This is a genomic window from Mesorhizobium sp. WSM4815 (assembly GCF_055811575.1).
This window is the reverse complement of sequence record NZ_JBVVQS010000076.1, coordinates 62020-84421: the sequence shown is the minus strand read 5'-3', so window position 1 is coordinate 84421 and position 22402 is coordinate 62020. Positions and strand designations below refer to the sequence as shown.

At 63.6% G+C, this 22402-nt stretch carries 26 protein-coding genes; 6 read left to right on the top strand and 20 right to left on the bottom strand.

Annotated elements, in window-relative coordinates; translation table 11 throughout:
• Positions 1-28 precede the first annotated feature (28 nt).
• From AC0L2B_RS04550 to AC0L2B_RS04540, 3 genes are all read right to left on the bottom strand, one after another.
• On the bottom strand, positions 29-556 hold the full coding sequence (locus AC0L2B_RS04550; protein ID WP_287194757.1) for a hypothetical protein: 528 nt from the start codon (positions 554-556) through the stop codon (positions 29-31).
• Positions 557-668: 112 nt separating this feature from the next.
• Positions 669-1025, bottom strand: coding sequence for a YciI family protein (locus tag AC0L2B_RS04545; protein ID WP_128245840.1), 357 nt, complete (start codon positions 1023-1025; stop codon positions 669-671).
• A 3-nt stretch (positions 1026-1028) separates the two neighbouring features.
• Positions 1029-1241: a hypothetical protein gene (locus AC0L2B_RS04540; protein ID WP_287222753.1), complete on the bottom strand. Its 213-nt coding sequence runs from the start codon at positions 1239-1241 to the stop codon at positions 1029-1031.
• A gap of 195 nt (positions 1242-1436) precedes the next feature.
• On the opposite strand from AC0L2B_RS04540, the gene AC0L2B_RS04535 reads away from it, so the two are divergent.
• Positions 1437-1862: an OsmC family protein gene (locus tag AC0L2B_RS04535; RefSeq protein WP_287222750.1), complete on the top strand. Its 426-nt coding sequence runs from the start codon at positions 1437-1439 to the stop codon at positions 1860-1862.
• Positions 1863-1961: 99 nt separating this feature from the next.
• Here AC0L2B_RS04535 and AC0L2B_RS04530 read toward each other — a convergent pair whose 3' ends face one another.
• From AC0L2B_RS04530 to AC0L2B_RS04505, 6 genes are all read right to left on the bottom strand, one after another.
• Positions 1962-2600, bottom strand: a complete 639-nt coding sequence (locus tag AC0L2B_RS04530; protein WP_473629504.1) for a YceH family protein — start codon at positions 2598-2600, stop codon at positions 1962-1964.
• Positions 2601-2687: 87 nt separating this feature from the next.
• Positions 2688-3467 (bottom strand): succinate dehydrogenase iron-sulfur subunit, encoded by a 780-nt coding sequence (locus AC0L2B_RS04525; protein ID WP_473513156.1) that lies wholly within the window; start codon positions 3465-3467, stop codon positions 2688-2690.
• A 64-nt stretch (positions 3468-3531) separates the two neighbouring features.
• On the bottom strand, positions 3532-5370 hold the full coding sequence (gene sdhA, locus AC0L2B_RS04520) for a succinate dehydrogenase flavoprotein subunit (RefSeq protein ID WP_473744383.1): 1839 nt from the start codon (positions 5368-5370) through the stop codon (positions 3532-3534).
• A gap of 4 nt (positions 5371-5374) precedes the next feature.
• The gene (gene sdhD, locus AC0L2B_RS04515; protein WP_268929907.1) at positions 5375-5749 is read right to left on the bottom strand and encodes a succinate dehydrogenase, hydrophobic membrane anchor protein; all 375 of its coding nucleotides are present in this window, start codon (positions 5747-5749) and stop codon (positions 5375-5377) included.
• 23 nt (positions 5750-5772) lie between these two features.
• The gene (gene sdhC / locus AC0L2B_RS04510) at positions 5773-6192 is read right to left on the bottom strand and encodes a succinate dehydrogenase, cytochrome b556 subunit (protein ID WP_023800581.1); all 420 of its coding nucleotides are present in this window, start codon (positions 6190-6192) and stop codon (positions 5773-5775) included.
• Between the two features lie 312 nt (positions 6193-6504).
• Positions 6505-6849, bottom strand: coding sequence for a hypothetical protein (locus AC0L2B_RS04505; protein WP_023800582.1), 345 nt, complete (start codon positions 6847-6849; stop codon positions 6505-6507).
• A 241-nt stretch (positions 6850-7090) separates the two neighbouring features.
• On the opposite strand from AC0L2B_RS04505, the gene AC0L2B_RS04500 reads away from it, so the two are divergent.
• Positions 7091-7459, top strand: coding sequence for a hypothetical protein (locus AC0L2B_RS04500; RefSeq protein ID WP_128170444.1), 369 nt, complete (start codon positions 7091-7093; stop codon positions 7457-7459).
• Here the strand turns inward: AC0L2B_RS04500 and AC0L2B_RS04495 are convergent.
• Both AC0L2B_RS04495 and AC0L2B_RS04490 read right to left on the bottom strand, forming a co-directional pair.
• Entirely contained in the window at positions 7443-8666 is a 1224-nt protein-coding gene (locus AC0L2B_RS04495) for a GGDEF domain-containing protein (RefSeq protein WP_473744382.1), read from the bottom strand. The two genes, AC0L2B_RS04500 and AC0L2B_RS04495, sit on opposite strands and share 17 nt — an antisense overlap.
• A 177-nt stretch (positions 8667-8843) precedes the next feature.
• Positions 8844-10055: a GGDEF domain-containing protein gene (locus AC0L2B_RS04490; RefSeq protein WP_473744380.1), complete on the bottom strand. Its 1212-nt coding sequence runs from the start codon at positions 10053-10055 to the stop codon at positions 8844-8846.
• A gap of 156 nt (positions 10056-10211) precedes the next feature.
• Between AC0L2B_RS04490 and AC0L2B_RS04485 the strand changes: the two genes are divergently transcribed.
• The gene (locus AC0L2B_RS04485) at positions 10212-10523 is read left to right on the top strand and encodes a hypothetical protein (RefSeq protein ID WP_023800585.1); all 312 of its coding nucleotides are present in this window, start codon (positions 10212-10214) and stop codon (positions 10521-10523) included.
• Between the two features lie 50 nt (positions 10524-10573).
• On the opposite strand, the gene leuC is transcribed toward AC0L2B_RS04485, so the two are convergent.
• The 5 genes from leuC to rplS all read right to left on the bottom strand — a co-directional run bounded on the left by leuC (position 10574) and on the right by rplS (position 15612).
• Positions 10574-11983 (bottom strand): 3-isopropylmalate dehydratase large subunit, encoded by a 1410-nt coding sequence (gene leuC, locus AC0L2B_RS04480; protein WP_128170446.1) that lies wholly within the window; start codon positions 11981-11983, stop codon positions 10574-10576.
• 272 nt (positions 11984-12255) lie between these two features.
• A complete protein-coding gene (locus AC0L2B_RS04475; protein ID WP_023800588.1) occupies positions 12256-12891 on the bottom strand; it encodes a class I SAM-dependent DNA methyltransferase in 636 nt (211 codons plus the stop codon).
• Positions 12892-12947: 56 nt separating this feature from the next.
• Complete coding sequence (locus AC0L2B_RS04470) at positions 12948-13757, bottom strand: amino acid ABC transporter permease (RefSeq protein ID WP_473744378.1); 810 nt, start codon at positions 13755-13757, stop codon at positions 12948-12950.
• Between the two features lie 258 nt (positions 13758-14015).
• Positions 14016-14813 (bottom strand): transporter substrate-binding domain-containing protein, encoded by a 798-nt coding sequence (locus AC0L2B_RS04465; protein WP_473744377.1) that lies wholly within the window; start codon positions 14811-14813, stop codon positions 14016-14018.
• A 259-nt stretch (positions 14814-15072) separates the two neighbouring features.
• Positions 15073-15612 (bottom strand): 50S ribosomal protein L19, encoded by a 540-nt coding sequence (rplS, locus tag AC0L2B_RS04460; RefSeq protein ID WP_023800592.1) that lies wholly within the window; start codon positions 15610-15612, stop codon positions 15073-15075.
• Between the two features lie 333 nt (positions 15613-15945).
• Between rplS and AC0L2B_RS04455 the strand changes: the two genes are divergently transcribed.
• Positions 15946-16698 (top strand): sulfite exporter TauE/SafE family protein, encoded by a 753-nt coding sequence (locus AC0L2B_RS04455; protein ID WP_091592219.1) that lies wholly within the window; start codon positions 15946-15948, stop codon positions 16696-16698.
• On the opposite strand, the gene trmD is transcribed toward AC0L2B_RS04455, so the two are convergent.
• Positions 16680-17378: a tRNA (guanosine(37)-N1)-methyltransferase TrmD gene (gene trmD / locus AC0L2B_RS04450; RefSeq protein ID WP_023800593.1), complete on the bottom strand. Its 699-nt coding sequence runs from the start codon at positions 17376-17378 to the stop codon at positions 16680-16682. The two genes, AC0L2B_RS04455 and trmD, sit on opposite strands and share 19 nt — an antisense overlap.
• The gene (gene rimM / locus AC0L2B_RS04445) at positions 17375-17974 is read right to left on the bottom strand and encodes a ribosome maturation factor RimM (protein WP_473744376.1); all 600 of its coding nucleotides are present in this window, start codon (positions 17972-17974) and stop codon (positions 17375-17377) included. The genes trmD and rimM overlap by 4 nt, the downstream gene beginning before the upstream one ends.
• 132 nt (positions 17975-18106) lie before the next feature.
• Between rimM and AC0L2B_RS04440 the strand changes: the two genes are divergently transcribed.
• Together AC0L2B_RS04440 and AC0L2B_RS04435 are read left to right on the top strand one after the other, a co-directional pair.
• Complete coding sequence (locus AC0L2B_RS04440; protein WP_128187221.1) at positions 18107-19045, top strand: tyrosine recombinase XerC; 939 nt, start codon at positions 18107-18109, stop codon at positions 19043-19045.
• A gap of 114 nt (positions 19046-19159) precedes the next feature.
• Positions 19160-20242, top strand: coding sequence for a TraB/GumN family protein (locus AC0L2B_RS04435; RefSeq protein WP_473744375.1), 1083 nt, complete (start codon positions 19160-19162; stop codon positions 20240-20242).
• 359 nt (positions 20243-20601) lie between these two features.
• On the opposite strand, the gene AC0L2B_RS04430 is transcribed toward AC0L2B_RS04435, so the two are convergent.
• Positions 20602-20844, bottom strand: coding sequence for a hypothetical protein (locus tag AC0L2B_RS04430; RefSeq protein WP_473744374.1), 243 nt, complete (start codon positions 20842-20844; stop codon positions 20602-20604).
• A 124-nt stretch (positions 20845-20968) separates the two neighbouring features.
• A complete protein-coding gene (gene lpdA / locus AC0L2B_RS04425) occupies positions 20969-22375 on the bottom strand; it encodes a dihydrolipoyl dehydrogenase (RefSeq protein ID WP_473744372.1) in 1407 nt (468 codons plus the stop codon).
• Positions 22376-22402 lie beyond the last annotated feature (27 nt).

Genomic DNA, 22402 nt, shown 5'->3' with positions numbered 1-22402 from the left:
CCGGCACCACCTGAATATCAGCACACCCTTAGTTGACCTCGAAGCCGAGCTTCTGGCGCAGCCTCAGTATCCTCTGGTCGGATATTTTTAGGGGTTGCTCACCAGCCTGCGCCGCGCGGTTCACCATCTGCAGCAAATCGTTTCGTTCAGTCACATCGAGACGTTCGCGCAGAAACGGCGCCAGTTTGTCGATGACGATCGTGGCATCGTCGATCTGGGACGCCGCCCATTTGGCGTAGACCACGGCCTCATCGGTCTTCTTGTCGTCTGCAATCTCCGAAATCACCGACCGAATCACGGCTTCGCGCTGCGACAGGACAGGGCCGTTCTCGGCAATGATGGCGGTGATCAGTGTCGCGGCCGCCACGACCGGATCGTCGATCGCCGTCAGCGGTGAGAGCGCCGCCTGCTTGCGCAACCTCTTGCGCCGAATGTTGCCTTGCACCCGCCCGACGACGTCCGCGACCTCGCGCGCCGCATCGTTCATGGCCTTCATCCGATACCACCAGAACGCCGCCGCTCCCAACAGCCCAATTGCAGCAATCAGTATATGCATGCCCGAAATCCCCCAACCGCAGCGACGATAGGAGAAGTGCTGTCTCGCTTCAACACGCAAAAGTTGCGCCCGCCGAAGAAATCGATTCCGCCGGACGCAACCGGAATTATGTTCAAGATCCCGGCACGTTGTAGATCGCCCTGACCTCGATGGTGCCGATTTCGGCCAGCGGAATCCCGCCGGCAATCTCCAGCGCCTCGTCGATATCCCCCGCCTCGATCATGACGAAGCCGAGCAATTGCTCCTTGGTCTCGGCGAAGGGACCATCGGTGATCAGCCGCTTGCCCTTGCGCCGGCGCACGGTTTTCGAGGTTTTTACCGACTGCAGCGCCTGCGCGATGATCAGCCGGCCGCTTTGCTCCACCGATTTGTCATAGGCCAGCGAGTCGGCGTCGAGCCTGGCCAGCCTCTCCGGGCTCATCGCGTAAAGGTCTTTTTCCTCACCATAAACCAGGCAAACATATTTCATCTCTCATCTTCCTTGTTGGGACGAACTGTTGGCGACCAAGGTCCCAGCCGGGCTTTTGACCGCCGCATGATCGAGAAGGGATACCGCAACCCCTATCATGGCGACCGCAGCAAGCAGTCGACCGAAACCGGAAGGTTGCCGATCCAACCGGTCAGGTTCCTGTTCAGCCGCCTTTCGGCCGGTGTCACTCCAGTGAGCAGAAAACAGATTATTCATGGTGTCCTCCATTCGGCCACGAAACCCGTGGCCGCCCGCAGGACGGCCGAGGCAGATGGAAGTCGACATTTTTGCACGCGGATTTTTTTTACGCGTCGCCATTGGCGCGAAAGCACGGGTGGCCTTCGTGCCCGCGCGCGCTATAGTCGACCAGACGCCGATCACGGCTCAGCCACCACAATCAAGGAGGACTTCATGGACCGCACCGCAAACGCCGTCTGGAAAGGCAATCTGAAAGAGGGCAACGGCACGCTCGACACGCAGAGCGCGGCCCTGAAAGGCACGCCGTACTCGTTCAAGGCGCGGTTCGAGGACGAAAGCGGCAAGGCCGGCACCAATCCGGAGGAACTCATCGCCGCCGCGCATGCCGGCTGCTACGCCATGCAGTTCTCTCACTTCCTGGCCGAGAACGGCACCCCCGCCACCGAACTCGACGCCAAGGCGGTGGTGACGCTGGTCCCTGGCACGGGGATCACCGGCAGCGCGCTCACGGTGGTCGGCAAGGTGCCGGGCATCGATGCGGCGAAGTTCCAGGAGCTGGCCGAGAAGGCCAAGGCCGAATGCCCGGTCTCGAAGGCGCTCGGCGCCATAAAGGTTTCGCTCGACGCCAAGCTCGGCTGAGCAGATGGCATGAGGTGATAAACGCCGGCTCCAAGGCCGGCGTTTTCATTTGTGGGGCGTAGGCGATCCTTCACGTCCCTCCAACACCTCAAAAGGTCATCAGCGTCCGTCGCCGGTCAGCGCGTCGATGCGTGCGCGCAGCTGTGCGACCTCTTCCTCGAGAGCCTGCACGCGCGCTTCGAGATCCGAGGCCGGCGAAGGCGCTTGCAAGGGCGCTACGGCAGCCGACAGCTGCACCGGCCCGCCCAGGAGATGCACATAGCGGTCCTCACGCTGGCCGGGACCACGATCGATCTGCTGAACGAGCGGCGGCTTGCGGCCGATCAACAGGTCGAGATTGCTGCGAAGCTCGTCGATGGAGGGCAACCGCGCCATGCGCTCGCTGCGCGCCAGCAATTCATAGGCGGTCTGCGGACCGCGCAGCAACAGCAGCCCAAGCAGCGTAATCTGCGCCGAGGTCAGCGAAAAGCGCTGCGCGACGACATGCTCGTAGCGCTCGACGCGCGAGGCAAAGACCTGCCTGACGAGCCCCTTGTGCTCGAGTTGGCCAAGCGCTCGTCTCACCTCGACAAGCTCGACCGACATCACCGGCTCGCGCGCCGTCTTCTGGTTGGCGGCGGCAAGTGCCGCATTGAGCGTCAGCGGGTAGATGTCGGGCGTCAGTTCCTTCTTTTCGATCAGGCAACCGAGCACGCGCGCTTCGACGGGAGAGAGGATGGGGAGTTCGGTATCGGTCATGGGTCGGCTTCCTTTGAAGTCGGCGGGACAGCGCCGGCGCGAAGGATCACTACCGACGAAATGATCCCTGCAGCAACCCGTCCGAAGCTAAACCCTTCTCTCCACCATCATCTTCTTGATCTCGGCGATCGCCTTGGCCGGGTTCAGCCCCTTGGGACAAGTCTGGGCGCAGTTCATGATGGTGTGGCAGCGATAGAGCCGGAACGGGTCTTCGAGATTGTCGAGCCGTTCGCCCTTGGCCTCGTCCCGGGAATCGATCAGCCAGCGATAGGCCTGCAGCAGCGTCGCCGGGCCGAGATAGCGGTCGCCGTTCCACCAGTAGCTCGGGCATGAGGTCGAGCAGCAGGCACACAGGATGCATTCATAGAGCCCGTCGAGCTTTTCGCGGTCCTCATGGCTCTGCAGCCATTCCTTGGCCGGTTCGGGCGACACCGTCTTCAGCCACGGCTCGATCGAGGCGTGCTGGGCGTAGAAATTGGTCAGGTCGGGCACCAGGTCCTTGACCACCGGCATATGCGGCAGCGGGTAGACCTTGATCGCACCGGAAATGTCGTCGCAGCCCTTGGTGCAGGCAAGCGTGTTGGAACCGTCGATATTCATGGCGCAGGAGCCGCAAATGCCCTCGCGGCAGGAGCGGCGCAGCGTCAGCGTCGGGTCGATCTTGTTCTTGATCCAGAGCAGCGCGTCGAGCACCATCGGCCCGCAATCGTCCATGTCGACGAAATAAGTGTCCATGCGCGGGTTCTCGTCATCGTCCGGCGACCAGCGGTAGATGCGGTACTCCCGCAGATTGGTCGCACCCTCCGGCTTCGGCCAGGTTTTTCCGGCCTTGATCTTCGAGTTTTTCGGAAGGGTGAGTTCGACCATTATCTCAGGTCCTTTCGGATGACGAGCTTCAGCCCGGACCAAGTCCCGTTTACGGCGGCCATCATCAATACACCCTGGCCTTGGGCGCGATCTTGGCCACGTTGATGCCGCCGTCTGCTTCCCTAAGCAGCGGCTCGGTGTGCACCGGCCGATAGCTGAGCGACACCTCGCCGGCCTCGCTGAGCCGGGACAGCGTGTGCTTGCGCCAGTTCGCATCGTCGCGCGCCGAAAAATCTTCTCGCGCATGTGCGCCACGGCTCTCCTTGCGCGCCTCGGCGGCGTAGACCGTGGTGATGGCGTTGGCCATCAGGTTTTCCAGCTCCAGCGTCTCGACCAGGTCGGAGTTCCAGATCATCGAGCGGTCGAACACTTTTACGTCCTTGAGCTCGCCCCAGATCTGCGAAATGCGCTTGCAGCCGCTTTGCAGCGATTCCTGGGTGCGGAACACCGCCGCATCGTCCTGCATCGCCTTCTGCATCTTTTCGCGCAAAACCGCCGTCGGCGTCGAGCCGTTGGCGTGGCGCAGCCGGTCGAAGCGGTCCATGATCTTGTCGACCGAGGCTTCGTTGGGCGACGGGATCGCCGCGTTCCGGTCGATCACCTGGCCGGCCCGGATCGCCGCCGCGCGGCCGAACACCACCAGATCGATCAGCGAGTTGGAGCCCAGCCGGTTGGCGCCGTGGACGGAGGCGCAGCCGGCTTCGCCGACCGCCATCAGCCCGGGCGACACCTGGTCCGGGTTCAAGGCGGTGGGGTTGAGCACTTCGCCCCAGTAGTTGGTCGGCACCCCGCCCATATTGTAGTGGACCGTCGGCAGCACCGGGATCGGCTCCTTGGTCAGATCGACGCCGGCAAAGATCTTTGCCGACTCCGAAATACCCGGAAGCCGCTCGTGCAAGACGGCCGGATCGAGGTGGTCGAGGTGGAGGAAAATATGGTCCTTGTTCTTGCCGACGCCGCGTCCCTCACGAATCTCCAGCGTCATGCAGCGCGAGACCACGTCACGCGAGGCAAGGTCCTTGGCCGACGGCGCATAGCGCTCCATGAAGCGCTCGCCTTCTGAATTGACGAGATAGCCGCCTTCGCCGCGCGCGCCCTCGGTGATCAGGCAGCCGGCGCCGTAGATGCCGGTCGGGTGGAACTGCACGAATTCCATGTCCTGCAGCGGCAACCCGGCCCGCGCCGCCATGCCGCCGCCATCGCCGGTGCAGGTGTGCGCCGAGGTCGCCGAGAAATAAGCACGGCCATAGCCGCCGGTCGCCAGCACCACCATTTTTGCCGAAAAGCGGTGGATGGTGCCGTCGTCGAGGTTCCAAGCGACGACGCCGGTGCAGGTGCCGTCCGGCTCCATGATCAGGTCGAGCGCGAAATACTCGATGAAGAACTGCGCGTTGTTCTTCAGCGACTGGCCGTAGAGCGTGTGCAGGATGGCGTGGCCGGTGCGGTCGGCGGCCGCACAGGTGCGCTGCACCGGCGGGCCGTCGCCGAAATTCATCATATGGCCGCCGAACGGCCGCTGGTAGATCTTGCCCTCTTCGGTGCGCGAGAACGGCACGCCGTAGTGTTCGAGCTCGTAGACGGCGGCGGGTGCTTCGCGCACCAGATATTCCATGGCGTCGACGTCGCCGAGCCAGTCCGATCCTTTCACGGTGTCGTACATGTGCCACTGCCAGGAATCGGGCCCCATGTTGGACAGCGAGGCGGCGATACCGCCCTGAGCGGCGACAGTGTGCGACCGCGTCGGGAAAACCTTGGTGATGCAGGCGGTGCGCAGGCCCTGTTCGGCCATGCCGAGCGTGGCGCGCAGGCCGGCGCCGCCGGCGCCGACCACAACCACGTCGAATTTGTGGTCGACATAGCTGTAGGCGGACGCCGTGTTGGCGTTGTTCGCGTCCTTGGCCAAAATTTCAGCCTCCAAATGCCAGTTTGAGCAGGGCGAAGATCGAGGCGACGCCGACCACTACGGGAAAGAATGTGTTGAGGGCGAGCAGCGCCAGCCTCATGCCCTCGCCATGCACATAATCCTCGATGATCGCCTGCATGCCGAGCCGCATATGGTAGAGCCCGGACAACAGCACCAGGGCCAGGACCAGCGCCACGAACGGGTTGGCAAGTGCGGCGCGCACTTGCGCATAGCCGGCGCCGTTCAGCGCGATCAGAAAGCCGACGAAGAACAGGATCAGCGGAATGTTGGCGATCGCCGTCAGGCGCTGGCGCCAGAAATGCTCGGTGCCCTCGCGGGCGGAGCCGAGGCCGCGGACCTTGGCCAGCGGCGTGCGCATGTCGGTGTTGTGGTGGCTCACGATCAGGCTCCCCGCGCCATGTAGCCGGCGATCCAGATCAGCAGCGTCAGTACGACCGAGCCGGCCAGCGTCGCCCAGGCGACCCTGGAGGCGGTGTCCTTTTCAAGACCGGCCCCGGTGTCCCAGATCAGATGGCGCACGCCGCCCAGCATGTGGTGCATCAGCGCCCAGGTATAGAACAACAGCACCAGCCGCCCCAGCCACGAGCCGAAGGCCCAGTTGACGGCATCGAAGGTGGATTGCGAGCTCGCCGCCGCCATCAGCCACAGCGCGACCAGCAGCGTGCCGAAATAGAGCGCCCCGCCGGTGATGCGATGGATGATCGACATCGTCATCGTGATCGGCGGTCGATAGACGGTCAGATGCGGCGAAAGCGGCCGTTCACGTCTGGCAAATTCGCGGGTGGCTGGTGATTTGCTCATGGCTCCCCCAGTTCGGCGTCTCTGGAGCCCCAGGTGGAAATGCGGCATTACCGCTTCCGGTTGCGACTTTGGACAGCCCGGTTTCTAATGCTCTTTTTGCACCGCGTCAAAGCCGGAAAATCGTTTCGAAAACCTAATTTAGTCTGACAAAAGGCGGGGTTTCGCTTCAATCGATTAGGGCGCGACCCAAAGCCGGCGCAATGTTCGCTGCAGTGCGGTATGTGGTTTCGGTCCGACGGCTTGGGGCATGTTGAGATTCAGGTCAGGCCGTGGCGGAAACAGTGGTTCCGAGGACCGGAACGTAGCGTACTTTCAGCGCTTGCAGGTCAGCGGCGTCCTCCCGCCCTTCATCACCAGCGCGTCGCGCCCGTCGATCACGATTGCGTCATGCGCCGCGCCGAAGCGGCTGTTTTGATTGGCTGGCGAGGCCGGCAGGTCCTCGCTGGCGCCGTCCGGGCCAAGCACCCGCACCGAAGTGCCGAGGTTTTCGATGGTGATCCTGGCGCCATCGGCGCAAGTGTAAGTCGCGGTGCGCGGCTGCGGTGAATCGGCGAGCGGATTTCCAGCCTTCGGCGCATTGGTCTGAGACACGCAGGCAATTGTGGTCAGCAATGGACAAAGGGCCAGCGTCACCCGAAACGTCCGGCCTAACGCCATGTACTGTCTCCCTACGCGTCAATCCAGCCGCGATGCTTTGCAGATCACCCGATGTCGCGCTCGGCGCCGGCTGCGATGGTGGCGGCAAGCATGGCCGAAAGATGGCCGCAGCGCGAGGCGCCGGATATTAACCATGTTTGCCGAGACCTGGCGGCCAACAGGGCTGGCCTCTTAACAATGGTTAAGAAAAGGTTAATTAATGATTCGAGCAAGACTCGGCCTCTGACAAATGGGGGACGCCATGCGTTCGAATTCAGCCAGATCGCGCCTTCCGGCGCCCCTCTCGATGGCCATCGTCCTGGTGGCGGTGGCCATCGGCTTCGCAGCGCCGGCACGCGCCGGGACGCGCGACCGCGTCTATGCCGATTCGTTCGGCAATCTCGTCATCGAGAGCGCCGCCGGCTACAAGCGCATCCTCGTTGGCGAGGGCGAATTGGCCAAGGAAATGTCGGATTACGTCGGCGCCGGCCGGCCCAAAATCGTCTATCAAGACGAACCGGACGATGTCAGCAGCCGCGACTGCTACAGGCCGCCGGTTTTCGTCAAGGGCCGCAGCTATATGTACGGGCTTTCCGACGGCGAGATGCCGGAGCTTAGCCCCTGCCGCTGATCTTCGGCCCGGCATTGGCGACAGCCGGCTGCCGGGCGGCGATTGATCCTATCGAGATCCGCACGCAATTGCGTCCGCTGCCCTTCGCTTGATAGAGCGCTTCGTCGGCGCGCCGCAGCAGGTCGGAAAAATTCTCAGTCGGGTGGAGCTCGGCAACGCCGAAGCTGGCGGTGCAACGATGGTTCGCCGGCAGACAGTCGATCGGCAACGCCCCGAAAGCGCTGCGCGTGCCTTCGGCGAAGAGCCGCGCGGCGGCGAGGTTGGTTCCCGGCAGGATGATGGCGAATTCCTCACCACCGATGCGGCCGGCGACGTGATGCTTGGCGGCCGCATCACGCAGGAAGCCGGCAAAGGCCTCGATGACCCTGTCGCCGGATGCATGGCCGAAACTGTCGTTGATGCTCTTGAAATGGTCGAGGTCGGCGATGACCAGCGCGACCGGAATACCCCTGCGCACGGCGTCACGCATCGCAAGCTCGGCATGACGCTCGAAGCCGCCACGGTTGAGCAGCCTCGACAGCGTGTCCGTCTCCGACTTCGACGTCGCTTCGGCGAGCACGTCGCGGACCAGAATGATCAGGATGAGAAGCGCGATTGTCATGGCAAACACCGTGCCAAGCGATTGCGACACCAGAGCGTAGTTGCTCTGCAGATAGGCCTGCGGATTGGCTCCCCAGCCGCCCATGGCATGGGCGATGAACGGCTTGCTCACGAATTGCAGGGCGCTGGCCGCCAGGACGGCCATCAGCGCATGGTCGAGCCAGTCGCGTCTTTGCCTTGACGACCAGACGATGCCGACGCCGACGAACTGCATGGCGGCATAGGGAAGCTGGTAGGCCATCATGCGGGCAAGCGACTGGCGCGGCAGATCCTGCACGAAATACACGGCCACGGTGGCCGCAAACAGGAAGACGAGCATCGGCACCCAAGGCGGCGCCACGCCGTATTTATGGGCAAGCCCGCCATTGAAGGCGATGGTGGCGCCCAGGAAAACGGCGAAGCCCGCGACGACTGCGGGTCGTGCATTGTCGAAGAGCGGAATGCTGAACTCGATGGCGAAATAGGCCATCCCGAGCAGATAACCGAAGACCAGCCAGCGCGCCGGCGCGCGCGCCACGTCGTCGAACGATATGGCCATGAAGGCGGCCGCCAGCAGGCCGGCGACGAGCAGGTTGATTGCAAGGATGAACTCTGCGCCGCCGCCCATGTGGTCTTTCACACTCCCTGCGACAGCAAATCACGAACGGGCGAAAAACACGTTAACGTGGGCGTAGGACGGAATGCGCTCGAATTGAACCGCGCACCCCGCGCTGTTTGTTTGTTTGGCGCGATTTCTGCGGCGCCAAGCGATTCCCTTGGCTGCAAATGCTCTAGACGTGGACGATCAGCCGGCTTTGAGCGGCTCCACGACCAGCGCCGTTTCCGACCGTCCATGGGGCGACCGTTCATATGATAGCCGCACGCTGTCGCGGCCGTTCCGTTTGGCCTTGTAAAGTGCCTCGTCGGCGCGGCGCATCAGCGGCTCCAGCCCCTCCTCGCCGGTGCGGGCCGCCACGCCGAAGCTCGCCGTTACTCTTGTGCCGGGCGGAAGCCCGTCGACGCTGCCTGCCGAATAGAGCGTGCGAATGGCTTCGGCAAACAGCCTTGCCGCGCCAAGGTCGCTCAGTGGCAAAAGCACGGCGAACTCCTCGCCACCGATGCGGCCGGCAACGCAGCTGGTGCCGGCAGCCGATCGAAGCTTGGCGGCGAAATCGGCGATCACGCGATCACCCGCCGCATGCCCGTGCAGATCGTTGACTGCCTTGAAGTGATCGAGGTCGGCGAGCACCAGCGCGACCGGAAGTTTGGCGGTGGCGCAGTGCCGCAGGAGATGCGTGGCGCGTTCCTCGAAGCCGCGCCGGTTGAGCAGGCCCGACAGCGGGTCGGTGTACGCCTCGGCCTTCAGCGTTTTCATCACGTCGAGCGCAGCCGTGCAGAACAGGCTAAGCGCGATGAGCAGCGACAGCAGCGCATGCGACAGCAGCGCCGTCGTCCAGTAGGACGAGGCATAGAACCCGTCATAGCTTTGGTAGGGCCCATGCGCGATGACGATAACAAGGGTGCGCGCGACGAAATTCAGCCCGGAAAGCAGCGACAGCACGAACAGCATCATTTCCGTCGGGCCCCTGTCGCGCACCACGCGCAGTTCGGCGGCGACAACCAGGCTGAGCCCGCCCAAAGCGAAATTCATCGCCAGGATTCGCCAGGTGAGATCGGGCTGGATGAACATGAACCAGCAAAAAGCGGCCAGGCCGCTGCTCGCCAGAAAGCCGATCGCAACAAAGGGCACGCGCCGTCCATAGCGTGTCACAATCGCGCCGGCGAGACCACTGGCGGCAATCGTGAAGCAGGTGACGGAGAGCAGTTTGGTCGGCGCCATGCCGATGGGCAGGGTGAAGTACTGCAGCAGGAAGCCGGCCGCCGAAAGCCAGTAACTGGCGGCGAGCACAGCCAGATAGGGGCAGTGACGCTGATACAACCACAGCACGAGAAACACCGCGCCGAGCGCAAGCGCGATCGTCGGGTTGAGCAACCCTGTCAGCAGACCGTTGTCCAAAGGACCGTGAACCCCCACGCTTCCGTGAGAGAGACCTTAGGGCGCAAGCCCCAAACAAGCGGTTAAGCAAAGTCGAATATGGCTGCCATGAAGCCGCTGCACGGAACTTGAAACCGCGACCGGCGTTTTCCAGCAGCAATCGATGGAGACGATTTCATGGCCGATACGATCATGCTGACCGACCACGAGGCAATTCGCTCTTGGGCCGCGTCACGTGCCGGATTTCCGGCAATCGTCGATGTATCGCCCGAAACAGGCACTCAAGCCATGCTGAGGCTGGTTTTCGGCCAGCATGCCTATCAGGACCAGGACCAGGCCGAACGCCCGGCCAACGCCGGCGGCTACGAACTGGTCGAATGGGACGAATGGTTCAAGCTGTTCGACGAACGGCAGCTGGCGCTCGTGGTGGCAAAGGATGAACCCGGCCGCCGTGAGCAATTCCACGAATTCGTCAGGCGCCCGGCGTGAAGAGAACCCGAACCGCATCGCGGTTCGGGTTCTGGCAACTCGTCAGCGGGTTATTTCCACTCGCGGATGTCGACGAAATGGCCGGCGATCGCCGCCGCCGCCGCCATCGCCGGCGACACCAGATGGGTGCGGCCCTTAAAACCCTGGCGGCCCTCGAAATTGCGGTTCGAGGTCGAGGCGCAGCGCTCATGCGGCTTCAGCCGGTCGTCGTTCATGGCAAGGCACATCGAGCAGCCCGGCTCGCGCCAGTCGAAGCCAGCGGCGACAAAGATCTTGTCGAGACCTTCGGCCTCCGCCTGCTCCTTGACCAGACCGGAGCCCGGCACGATCATCGCATCGACGTGAGGGCTGACTTTCTTGCCCTCGACCACCTTGGCGACAGCGCGGAGATCCTCGATGCGGCCGTTGGTGCAGGAGCCGATGAAGACGCGGTCGAGCGCGATATCGGTGATCTTGGTGCCTGGGGTCAGGCCCATATAGTCGAGCGCGCGCTGCTTGGACGTACGCTTGTTCTCATCGGTGATATCGTCTGGGTTCGGCACGATGCCCTGGACCGAGACGACGTCCTCGGGCGAGGAGCCCCAGGAGACGATCGGCGGCAGTTTCGCCGCGTCGAGCACGACCACCTTGTCGAAATGCGCGCCCTCGTCGGACTGCAGCGTCTTCCAATAGGCGAGCGCGGCGTCCCATGCCTCGCCCTTCGGCGCGCGCGGCTTGTCCTTGACATAGGTGAAGGTTGTCTCGTCAGGCGCGATCAGGCCGGCCCGGGCACCGCCCTCGATCGACATGTTGCAGATGGTCATGCGGCCTTCCATGGACAGCGCGCGGATCGCTTCGCCGGCATATTCGATGACGTAGCCGGTGCCGCCGGCAGTGCCGATCTCGCCGATGATCGCCAAAATTATGTCCTTGGCGGTGACGCCTTCCGGCAGCACGCCGTCCACGCGCACCAGCATGTTCCTGGCCTTGCGCTGGATCAGTGTCTGCGTGGCCAGCACATGCTCGACTTCCGACGTGCCTATGCCGTGCGCCAATGCGCCGAAAGCACCATGCGTCGAGGTGTGGCTGTCGCCGCAGACGATGGTCATGCCAGGCAGCGTAAAACCCTGCTCCGGACCGATGATGTGGACGATGCCCTGGCGGATATCCTTCTCGGAATAGTATTCGACGCCAAAGTCCTTGGCGTTCCTGGCCAGCGCCTCGACCTGGATGCGGCTTTCCTCGTTCTTGATGCCGAACTTGCGCTCGGGCGAGGTCGATACATTGTGATCGACCACGGCCAGCGTCTTTTCCGGATGGCGGACCTTTCTGCCGGTCATGCGCAGGCCTTCGAAAGCTTGCGGGCTGGTCACTTCATGGACGAGGTGACGGTCGATATAGAGCAGGCAGGTGCCGTCGTCCTGGCGGTCGACGACATGGTCGTCGAATATCTTGTCGTAGAGGGTGCGCGGTGCGCTCATGTGCGTAAATCCGTCGATATGAAAATGGGAAGCGACTAGCGCCGGCTAGCCGGCAAACACGGCCTAGCCCGGATATCTCAGCGAAGTCGGCTGGTCAGAGCGCCGGAAACGCGCGACGAGAACCGCGACGGCAGGCGTTTTCTGTCCTGCAGCACGAAACCCTTGTAAGCCGGATCGCCAAAAAGCTGTTCCATGGCGTGGCTCATACCAATGTTTTGGCTTTTCGGCAATCGCGGCGGCGTTCGCAGAATCTGGGTTCTGCAAACCGGTATTCAAACCACCTCGAACACAAATGTCTTCACCAGCGCCTCAGGTTCGGCGATCGCATAGCAGCGGAACCACGGGCTTTCTTCGACCGGCCGCCATTTTTTCGCCTGCTCCAGTTCGTCGAACGTCGCCTGAAACCCGCCGCTCGCAAAAACTTGGTCGCGAACGGTGAAGATGGCGTGGCCGCCCTTCCTGGTGATGCGCACCAGTTCATGCAGGCCGGAGGCCGGTGCATGGCTGATGGTGAACACGCCGGTCGAGAAGAAGGCGCGGAAATGCCCGTCCGGCCAGGGCAGCGGATCGCCGAGCATCGCCTGTTTCAGCTCGCTGTAAGCCTGCCGGCTGCCGGCGATTTTCAGCATTTCAGCCGACAGGTCGAGCCCGGCGATGTCCTCATAACCCAGCGCCTTGAGCGACGGTCCCGACAGGCCGGTGCCGCAGCCGGCGTCGAGCAGCGGCCCCTCGCCTGACGGCACATGGCGCGCCACCCAGGCGGCGATCAGGAACGGCAGGAGGTAGCCGAGCGCGGCGGTTTCGCTGTCATAGGTCGCAGCCCAGGCGGCGTAGGCCTTGGCAAGCGCTTCCGGCGTGTCGGCCGTATAGACCGCATCCAGCGCCGCATTGGCTTTGTCGATGTTCACTGCTTTCTCCGGACACAGGACATATGCCGCATGGTAGCGCCGTCCTCGCCTGCCGCCTATCGCTCATCTTGGCGGCGCAGCCGCTTCTCCACCGCCCGCAGGGCCAGCGACAGGCCGACCGTCAGGATGAGATAGATATAGGCGACGATCGAATAGGTCTCGAAGAAGCGGAACGAGCCGGCTGCATAGATCTTGCCCATCTGGGTGATGTCGGCGACGCCGAGCACCGAGACCAGCGAGGAATCCTTGACCATGGCGACGAAATCATTGCCGAGCGGCGGCAGGATGGTGCGGATCGCCTGCGGAAAGACGATCAGCCGAAAACGCTGGGTGCGCGTCAGCCCCAGCGCCTTCGCGGCCTCGATCTGGCCCTTCTCGACCGCCTCGATGCCGGCGCGGAAGACCTCCGAGATGAAGGCCGAGTAGCCGATGGTCAGTGCCATGATGGCGCGCCATAGCAACGATACGTCGCGTATCATTAGCTCGCCGAACAGGCCGGCACCCTGCAGCGGCGCCGTCAGCGCGTTCCATCCCGCGACGAAGGCCGGCGCGCCGGCGAAGGCGATCCAGAACAACAGCACCAGCATTGGCACGCCGCGAATGATCTCGACATAAAAGCGCGCGATCTGGCGCAGCCAGCGCGACCCCGACAGCCCCATCAGCGCAATGGCGAGCCCGATTGCCGAGGCCAGCGCGAAGGCGACCATTGTGACGAACACGGTGATGCCGATGCCCTTGGCGACGGTCGCGAAAACCTGGGCATAGAGGTCGCTCGCGGCGATGAAGATAGCGGCTGCCAGGGCGAGCGCCGCGGCCACGGCGAGCCACCAGGGGAAGTCGGACTTGGCGGTGGAAGGGGGCGGCATCAGGCGACGCCGGCAAAGCAGACATCGCGAAGGCATGGTGCCAAGGCACCCCCCTCTGTCCTGCCGGACATCTCCCCCTCAAGGGGGGAGATAGGCTGCTTCGCGGATAGCGCCCACTTGCCAGCCTTGGAGATTAGCGAAAGCTGAGGTGACATCCAATCTCCCCCCGTGAGGGGGAGATGCCCGGCAGGGCAGAGGGGGGTCTCGTAGAGCAAAGTCGGTGAGCGTTCTAGCGCGCAATCGTCATGCAAGACGAGCTCACTGCCCCATCTTGTAATCAAGGAACCATTTCTTGTTGAGCGCGTCGAGTGTGCCGTCGGCCTTCAGCGCGGCGATGGCTGCGTTGACCGGTTTCACCAGATCCGAGCCTTTCGGAAAAATAAAGCCGAAATCCTCGGTGCCGAGTGGTCCGCCGATCAGCTTCAGCCCGCCATTGGACGCCTCGACATAGCCCTTGCCGGCAGTGCCGTCGGTCAGCACGACATCGACGTCGCCGGTCTTCAGCGCCTGCACCGTGGCGCCGAACGTCTCGAACAGTTTTATGCGCGGGTTCTGCTCATTGCCGTCGAGGACGCTGTAGACAGCGGTGTAGAACGGCGTGGTGCCGGCTTGCGCACCGATCAACCCGTCCTTGAAAGCGCCGAACGTCTTGGCGTCGGTGAAGCGCTTCTCGTCGCCGCGCACCAGCATGAACTGTTCCGAGCGCATATAGGGGTCGGAGAAATCCACCTTCTGCTTGCGATCGTCCTTGATGGTGATACCGGTCATGCCGATGTTGTACTGGTTGTCGGAAACTGCCTGGATCATCGCGTCCCAGGAGGTGTTCTGGTATTCGACCTGGAAATTCAGCCGCTTGGCGATCTCGTTCATCGCGTCATATTCCCAGCCGATCTGCTTGCCGGTCTTGGCGTCGATGAACTGCAGCGGCGGATAGGCGTTTTCCGTCACCACCACCACCTTCTTGCCGCCGAGATCGGGCAGCGCCTGCGCCAGGGCGTCAACGGGCGCAAGTACTAGAGCCAACAGGCCGGCCAACAGCAGTTTCGATTTGATCATGGTACACCCCGAGCATTTGAACGGCCTCGACATGGTCGAGGCTTGCAGGAAATCCGGCGCCGACTTTAGCTTTCCGCAGGCGCCTTGCAAGCCGGCTTGATGCGGCTTCGCGCGAAAATGGATTCGATGCATTCAGAACGTTACGGAACGGTCGTTTCGATTGCGCACCGAACGCGGCCCGGCAAAATCGAAACCCATTCCGCGAGGCAAAAAAAGGCGGCCGAAGCCGCCTTTCCGAAACATGGTTTTTGAATTCGCCTTATTCGGCGGCAGCGGCTTCCTCGGCCTTGGCGGCCTCGTCGGCGGCCTTCTTCTCGGCGGCTTCCTGCGCGGCCTTCTCGGCGGCAAGCGCCTGGGCGGCTGCCACCTTCTCGGCCTCGATGCGGGCCTTCTCGGCGTTCAGCGCATCGCGCTCCTCATCGTTCAGCTTGCGGGCGCGCACGCCGGTGTTTTCCGAAATGCGGGCCGACTTGCCGCGACGATCGCGCAGGTAATAGAGCTTGGCGCGGCGCACCTTGCCGCGGCGCACGATCTCGACGCCCTCGACCATCGGCGAAAAGACCGGGAACACGCGCTCCACGCCTTCGCCGTAGGAAATCTTGCGAACGGTGAAATTCTCCTGGAAACCGGCGCCGGCGCGGGCGATGACGACGCCCTCATAGGCCTGGACGCGGGTGCGGGTGCCTTCGGTCACGCGGACCTGGACGCGTACGGTGTCGCCGGGCTGGAATTCGGGAAGCTTGCGCTTGGCTTCGATCTTGGCGGCCTGTTCGGCCTCGAGCTGACGGAGGATATCCATCTCTACAAATCCACTTCTTGTTCTTCCGACAGTCAGAGCGTCCGACACTCGCCTTGCAGTTCCATTGACCGCTCGGCTATGCCCTTTGTTCGAGAACATCTGGGTTCGAGAACATCGGGCAGGGGCGACTACACCGTCATTGTTGACGGGTCCGGCAGATTTTCTCCCGGTTCGGCGCGCACATACAGCTATTTCGACGCTTTGTCACGCCTTTGCCGCGTTCTTTTTTGGTCGTTGGTCAACGTCGCAATCTTCCGGCACAGGGGTTGCGTTGAAGGCCCAAGCTTTTTAAGCCGGGCAGAACGTGACTTTCCTCCGGCGGCAACACCCTCCATGCCAGTTCTCGATGCGGCCCTGCTCTTTTTCGCGGGCTTTCTGTCAGGTGCCGTCAACGCCATAGCCGGCGGCGGGACATTCATAACCTTCGGCGCCATGTCGCTGGTCGGCTTGCCGCCGATCGTCGCCAACGCCACCTCGTCGCTGACGCAATTTCCCGGCTACATCACCTCGACGCTCGCCTACTGGTCCGACATCAAGCATTTCTGGCGCACCGCGTTGCTGCTCGGCCTTATCTCGGCTTTTGGCGCGCTGGCCGGTGCGCTCATCCTTCTGGCGCTCGACAATCCGTCGTTTCGCGTCCTGGTGCCCTGGCTGCTGCTCGCGGCAACCGCGCTGTTCGCCGCTGGGCCGTGGCTGAAGCCGGCGCCCAAGCCGGGCCGTCAGGCCGCGGTGGGTTCGCTGGTCGGTTCCCTGGCGCAGTTCGCCACCGCCGTCTATGGCGGCTTCTTTGGCGCCGGCATGGGCGTCATGATGCTGGCGACGCTCGGCCTCACCCAGGCCGGCGACTATCACCGCCTCAACGCGCTGAAGAACCTGCTGGCCGTGGTCATCGCGGCTGTAGCCATCCTGGTGTTCGTCTCCGGCGACGTCATCGCCTGGCGGCAGGCGATCGTCATGATACCGGGCGGCGCGCTGGGCGGCTATGCCGGCGTCTGGATCGCCAAGCGCGTGCCGCAAATTGCCGTGCGTGGCTTCGTCGTCGGGGTCGGCGTGTTTCTTGCCTTCTATTACTTCACCAAGGGCTGAGCGGCTAACAGGTCCGGCCGCCGCTCTTTCGTCAATCTTTCCGATTCGGCGCGTCGCCACGCGGCGATCTTCTGATGATTGCCCGAGGTGAGAACCTCGGGGATTTGCCGGCCCTCGAATTCCTGCGGACGCGTGTAGTGCGGATGTTCGAGCAGGCCGTTTTCAAAGCTCTCTTCATCGCCCGACACCGTATTGCCCATCACGCCGGGCAACAGCCGCACCACGGCGTCGAGCAGCACCAGCGCTGCCGGCTCGCCGCCGGAGAGGATGAAGTCGCCGACCGAGACCTCCTCCAGCCCCCGCGCGTCAATCACCCGCTGGTCGACGCCTTCGAAGCGTCCGCAGACGATCACCGCGCCCGGCCCCGCGGCCAGTTCGCGCACACGCACCTGCGTCAGCGGTTTTCCACGCGGGCTCATCAGCAGCCGTGGTCGTGGATCGCCCGGTGGCGAGCTATGGTCGATCGCCTTGGCCAGAACGTCGGCGCGCATCACCATGCCGGCGCCGCCGCCGGCCGGCGTGTCGTCGACGGTGCGATGGCGATCGGTGGCGAAATCGCGGATCTGGATTGCTTCCAGCGACCATGTGCCGGCCTCCAGCGCCCGGCCGGCCAGTGACACGCCGAGTGCACCGGGAAACATTTCGGGATAGAGCGTCAGCACCGAGGCGGAAAAACTCACCGGTTGCCCCCGGCGTCCTTCGGCCCGCGCGGCCTGCCCTTCGGGTCGAAACCATCGCTGCCAGGAGCATCGCTGTCTTCGTCATCGATCAAGCCCGCCGCCGCCGGATCGATGCGGACGAAACCGTCCTTGATCGACACGTCAGGAACGGCAGCCTGCGTGAACGGGACCAGCACGCCTTTGCGCCCCGCCAACATCACGTCGAGGATATCGCCACCGCCGAAATTATGCACGGCGACGACCTTGCCGATGTCAGCACCGGTATCGTCCCGGACCGCCAGCCCGACGAGATCGGCATGATAGAACTCGTCCTCTTCGCCGTCGTCCGGCAGCATCGAGCGGTCGACGAACAATTCCGTGCCGGCGAGCGCCTCGGCAGCGTTTCGGTCGCTGATACCTTTGAAGCGCACCACCACGACGTTATTGGCCGGCCTGATGTCGACGATCTGGAAGGCGCGGCCGTCCCTGGCATAGAGCGGCCCGTAGTCGGCCAGCGCCAGCGGATCGCCGGTGAAGGTTTTCACGCGCAATTCGCCCTTGATGCCATGGGCGGCGCCGATCACGGCCATCTGGACAGGGTTTTGCGGTTTGGTCATCGGTGGAAAAATCCTTTGCCTTGCTCTAGCTCCACGCTCTTGTCATTTCAATGACGCGGCTCTTCACCGCTTCCTAACCCGGCTGCCGGAAGATCGCCCGGAAATGGAAGAGCGGCATATCGGAAGAGCGCAATGCAGGAATTCCTCATCCCGGCCAAGCCAGACCTTCAGGCGGCCCGCGAAAGCTGGCTCAAGATGCTGGCGCGCGAGCGCCGGCTGTCGCCGGAAACCGTGGAAGCCTATGAGCGCGACACGCGCCAGTTCCTGCACTTCCTGACCGGCCATTGCGGCGGCTCGCCCGGCATTTCGGATATAGCCGATCTGCGCCCGGCCGATCTGCGCGGCTTTCTGGCTGCCCGCCGTGCCGGAGGCGCCGGCGCCCGCACGCTTGGGCGGGGGCTCGCCGGCATCCGCTCGCTGCTGCGCTTTCTGGAGCGGCGCGGCCTCGTCAATGCGGCGGGTGCTGCGGCACTGCGCGCGCCGCGGCAGCCGAAGTCGCTGCCCAAGCCGCTGACGGCAAGCGATGCGAAACACGTCGTTTCGGTGGAAGGCCAGCTGGCGGAGCAACCGTGGATCGCCGCCCGCAACGCCGCCGTGCTGACGCTGCTCTACGGCTCGGGCCTGCGCATTTCCGAGGCGCTCGGCCTGTCCGGCGGCGATCTGTCGTCGCCTGATGAAACGGTGCTGCGCGTCACCGGCAAGGGCGGCAAGACGCGGCTGGTGCCGGTGCTGCCGATCGCGCTGCGGGCGATCGCCCAATACCGCCGGCTCTGCCCCTATCATCTCGATCCGAAGGGTCTGCTGTTTCGCGGCGCCCGCGGCGGCCCGCTCAACCCGGCCATCGTCCAGCGCGACATGGCCAAGCTGCGCTCGGCGCTCAATCTGCCGGACACCGCCACGCCGCATGCGTTGCGCCATTCCTTCGCCACACATCTGCTTGGGCGCGGCGGCGACCTGCGCACCATCCAGGAACTTTTGGGCCACGCCAGCCTGTCGACGACGCAGATCTATACTGGCGTCGACACCGCGAGGCTGCTCGAAATCTATGAAGCGGCCCACCCGCGGGCGTAGACGACGCATGATTTCGCAAAGTTGCAGCCAGGGTATGCGCCGTGGAACGATGTCCGAGACAATTTTGCCGCGCCGGTTAACCGTTTCGCCGTTCTTTGTCTCTAAAAGCGAGCCATGAAACGCGTCATTGCTATCGCCGACCGCACTGCCTTTGCTTCGCTGAAGCTGCTCGTCGCGCTGAACGTCCTATTTTTCCTCTCTTTCCTCGTCATCGCGCTGCTCGCCGCCGGCAGGGCGCGCGCTGAAACCCCAGGGGCTGAAATCCAGGTCTGCGCCGGCGCCGACATGCTGTCGGCCTTGCAGAAGCACGACCCGGCCGCCTACCGCAAGATCGAGACGGAAGCGGCCGCGACACCGAACGGTAAGGGCCTGTTGTGGAAACTGGAAAAGGCGGGCGAAAGACCGTCCTTCCTGTTCGGCACCATGCACATGACCGACCCGCGCGTGACCGCGCTGCCGCCCGCCGCGCAAAAGGCCTTTGACGCCGCCGACACTGTCGTCATCGAGACCACGGAGGTGCTCGACAAGCAGAAGATGATGGCGGCGTTCCTGAAAGAGCCGGAGCTGATGATGTTCACCGACAGCACCACGCTATCCTCGCTGCTGTCGCCGGACGATGCGGCGGCGGTGAACAAGGCGCTCGACGCGCGCGGCATTCCACCGGCGAGCGTTGCCAAGATGAAGCCGTGGATGCTGTCGACCATGGTCGCGCTGCCGGCCTGTGAACTGGCCCGCCAGGCCGGCGGCACGCCGGTGCTCGACATCAAGCTTGCAGAGGACGCCAAAGCCTCAGGCAAGGCCGTCGATGGGTTGGAGACCGTCGCCGACCAGCTTCGCGCCATGGCCTCGCTGCCGCTTGCGTTTCACATGAAGGGCCTCGTCGACACCCTGAAGCTCGGCGACAGGGTGAACGACGTCAATGAAACCATGATCGTGCTTTACCAGCGCGGCGACACCGGCATGCTCTGGCCGCTGTTTCGTGCCGTCCTTCCCGGCGACGAAGACGATTCAGCAAGCTATGCCGCCTTCGAGGAAATCATGATCACCAGCCGCAACAAGGTGATGATCGACCATGCCAGGCCGATCCTCGCCAAGGGCAACGTGTTCATGGCGGTCGGCGCCCTGCACCTCCCTGGCGCGGAGGGCCTGGTCGAGGATTTCCGCAAGGCCGGCTACACCGTCACCGCCGTCGACTGAGTTGCACGGTCGAGTTGCAGACCCGGCAAGGCGTGATTCGGGGCGACGCTTTGCCCGAATCGCCGGAGGTTTGTCTCAGTACAGGTCGGTCGAAAGCTCTAATATGGCTCGATCACTGCGAGTTTTGCGAGTAAAGTGCTTGCAGACAAACGATTCCCGGCGAAGAATGCCCTGTTTTCGGCGTTTTCGATTCCTAGCGTGAAACCTGTTCAACGATTGCGCGTTGATGTGTGTTGATTGATACTTTTCATCCACGGAGGACACTTTTATGGCGAATCCAAACGACCCGTACACCACTCCGACCCCCCCTCCCAAGTCGGGTGGCGGCAGCACCGGCTGGCTGATTGCCCTGGTCGTCGTTATCCTGGCCATCGTCGCTTATTATATTTTTGGAACAAGCGGTGAGGCGCCAGAGCCTGGTGAACCGCCGGCTGCAACCACGCCGGCCCCGGCGCCAGCGCCCGCTGAACCAACGCCTGCCCCGGCCCCTGCAGAGCCTGCACCTGCCCCGGCGCCGGCAGAACCAGCGCCCGCTCCGGCGCCAGCAGAACCAGCGCCTGCTCCGGCGCCAGCACCTGCTCCGGCACCTGCAGAGCCAGCACCTGCTCCGGCCCCCGCACCAGCCCCGCAGTGATCGGCTGCTGACTTCAAATACGAACGGCCCGCTGAAAAGCGGGCCGTTTTGTTTTGAGCCGTCAGATGGCTGCCGGAGTTCCTTGGGAAGGCCTACATGTGGATCGGCTTGAAGAAGGTCGCCAGTGCCGCTTCCTTCACCGCTTCCGACATCGTCGGATGGGCGTGGCAGGTGCGGGCAAGATCTTCCGACGAGCCGCCGAACTCCATCAGCACCGCCGCCTCGTGGATCATCTCGCCGGCGCCGAAGCCGACGATGTGGACGCCGAGCACGCGATCGCTCTGCTTGTCCGCCAGGATCTTCACGAAGCCGTCGGTGTGCAGCATGGCGCGCGCCCGGCCATTGGCGCTGAACGGAAACTTGCCGGCCTTGTAGTCGATGCCGGCCGACTTCAGCTCTTCCTCTGTCTTGCCCACCGAGGCGATTTCCGGACTGGTGTAGACGACGTTCGGGATCACCCCGTAATTCACATGGCCGGCCTGGCCGGCAATGATCTCGGCCACCGCCACGCCCTCGTCCTCGGCCTTGTGGGCGAGCATCGGCCCGGCGATGACGTCGCCGATGGCATAGATGCCGGGGACATTGGTGGTGAGATGGCCGTCGGTCTTGACCCGGCCGCGCTCGTCGACCTCGACCCCGGCCTCCTTCAGCCCGAGACTGTCCGAATAGGCCCGGCGTCCCGTCGCGATCAGCACCGCATCCGCCTCGATCGTCTCGACCGCACCGCCCTTGACCGGCTCGAAGGTGACGGTGGCGCCCTTCTTGGCCTTGGCGACACCGGTCACCTTGGCGCCGAGCCTGAATTCGATGCCTTGCTTGGACAGCATGCGCTGGAACTGCTTGGCGACCTCGCCGTCCATGCCGCCGAGAATGGTGTCGAGGAACTCGACGACGGTCACCTTGGCGCCGAGCCGGGCCCATACCGAGCCGAGCTCCAGCCCGATGACGCCGCCGCCGACCACCACCAGGTGGCCCGGCACCTTGTCCAGCGACAGCGCGCCGGTCGACGACATGATCACTTTCTCGTCAAATTCGACCTTGACGCCCGGGATGCCGGTGACATCGGAGCCGGTGGCGATGACGATGTTCCTGGTCTCGATCTCCTCGACCTTGCCGTCCTCGCCGGTCACCGACACTTTTCCGGCGGACAGGACCTTGCCGGTGCCGCGAAAGCTGTCGATCTTGTTCTTTTTGAACAGGAAGGCGACGCCGTTGACGTTGGACGCCACTGTCGCGTCCTTGTGCGCCATCATCTTTTCCAGATTGAGCTTCGGCGCGCCGATTTCGACGCCCAGCGTGTCGAAGGAATGACCGGCCTCAGAAAATATCTCGGAGGCATGCAGCAGCGCCTTGGACGGGATGCAGCCGATATTGAGGCAGGTGCCGCCGAAGGTCGGGTTCTTCTCGACCACCGCCGTCTTCAGGCCGAGCTGTGCCGCCTTGACGGCGCAGACATAGCCGCCTGGTCCCGATCCGATGATAACGACGTCATAAGCCATGATTTTTCCTTCTGGTCTGCACTCAGC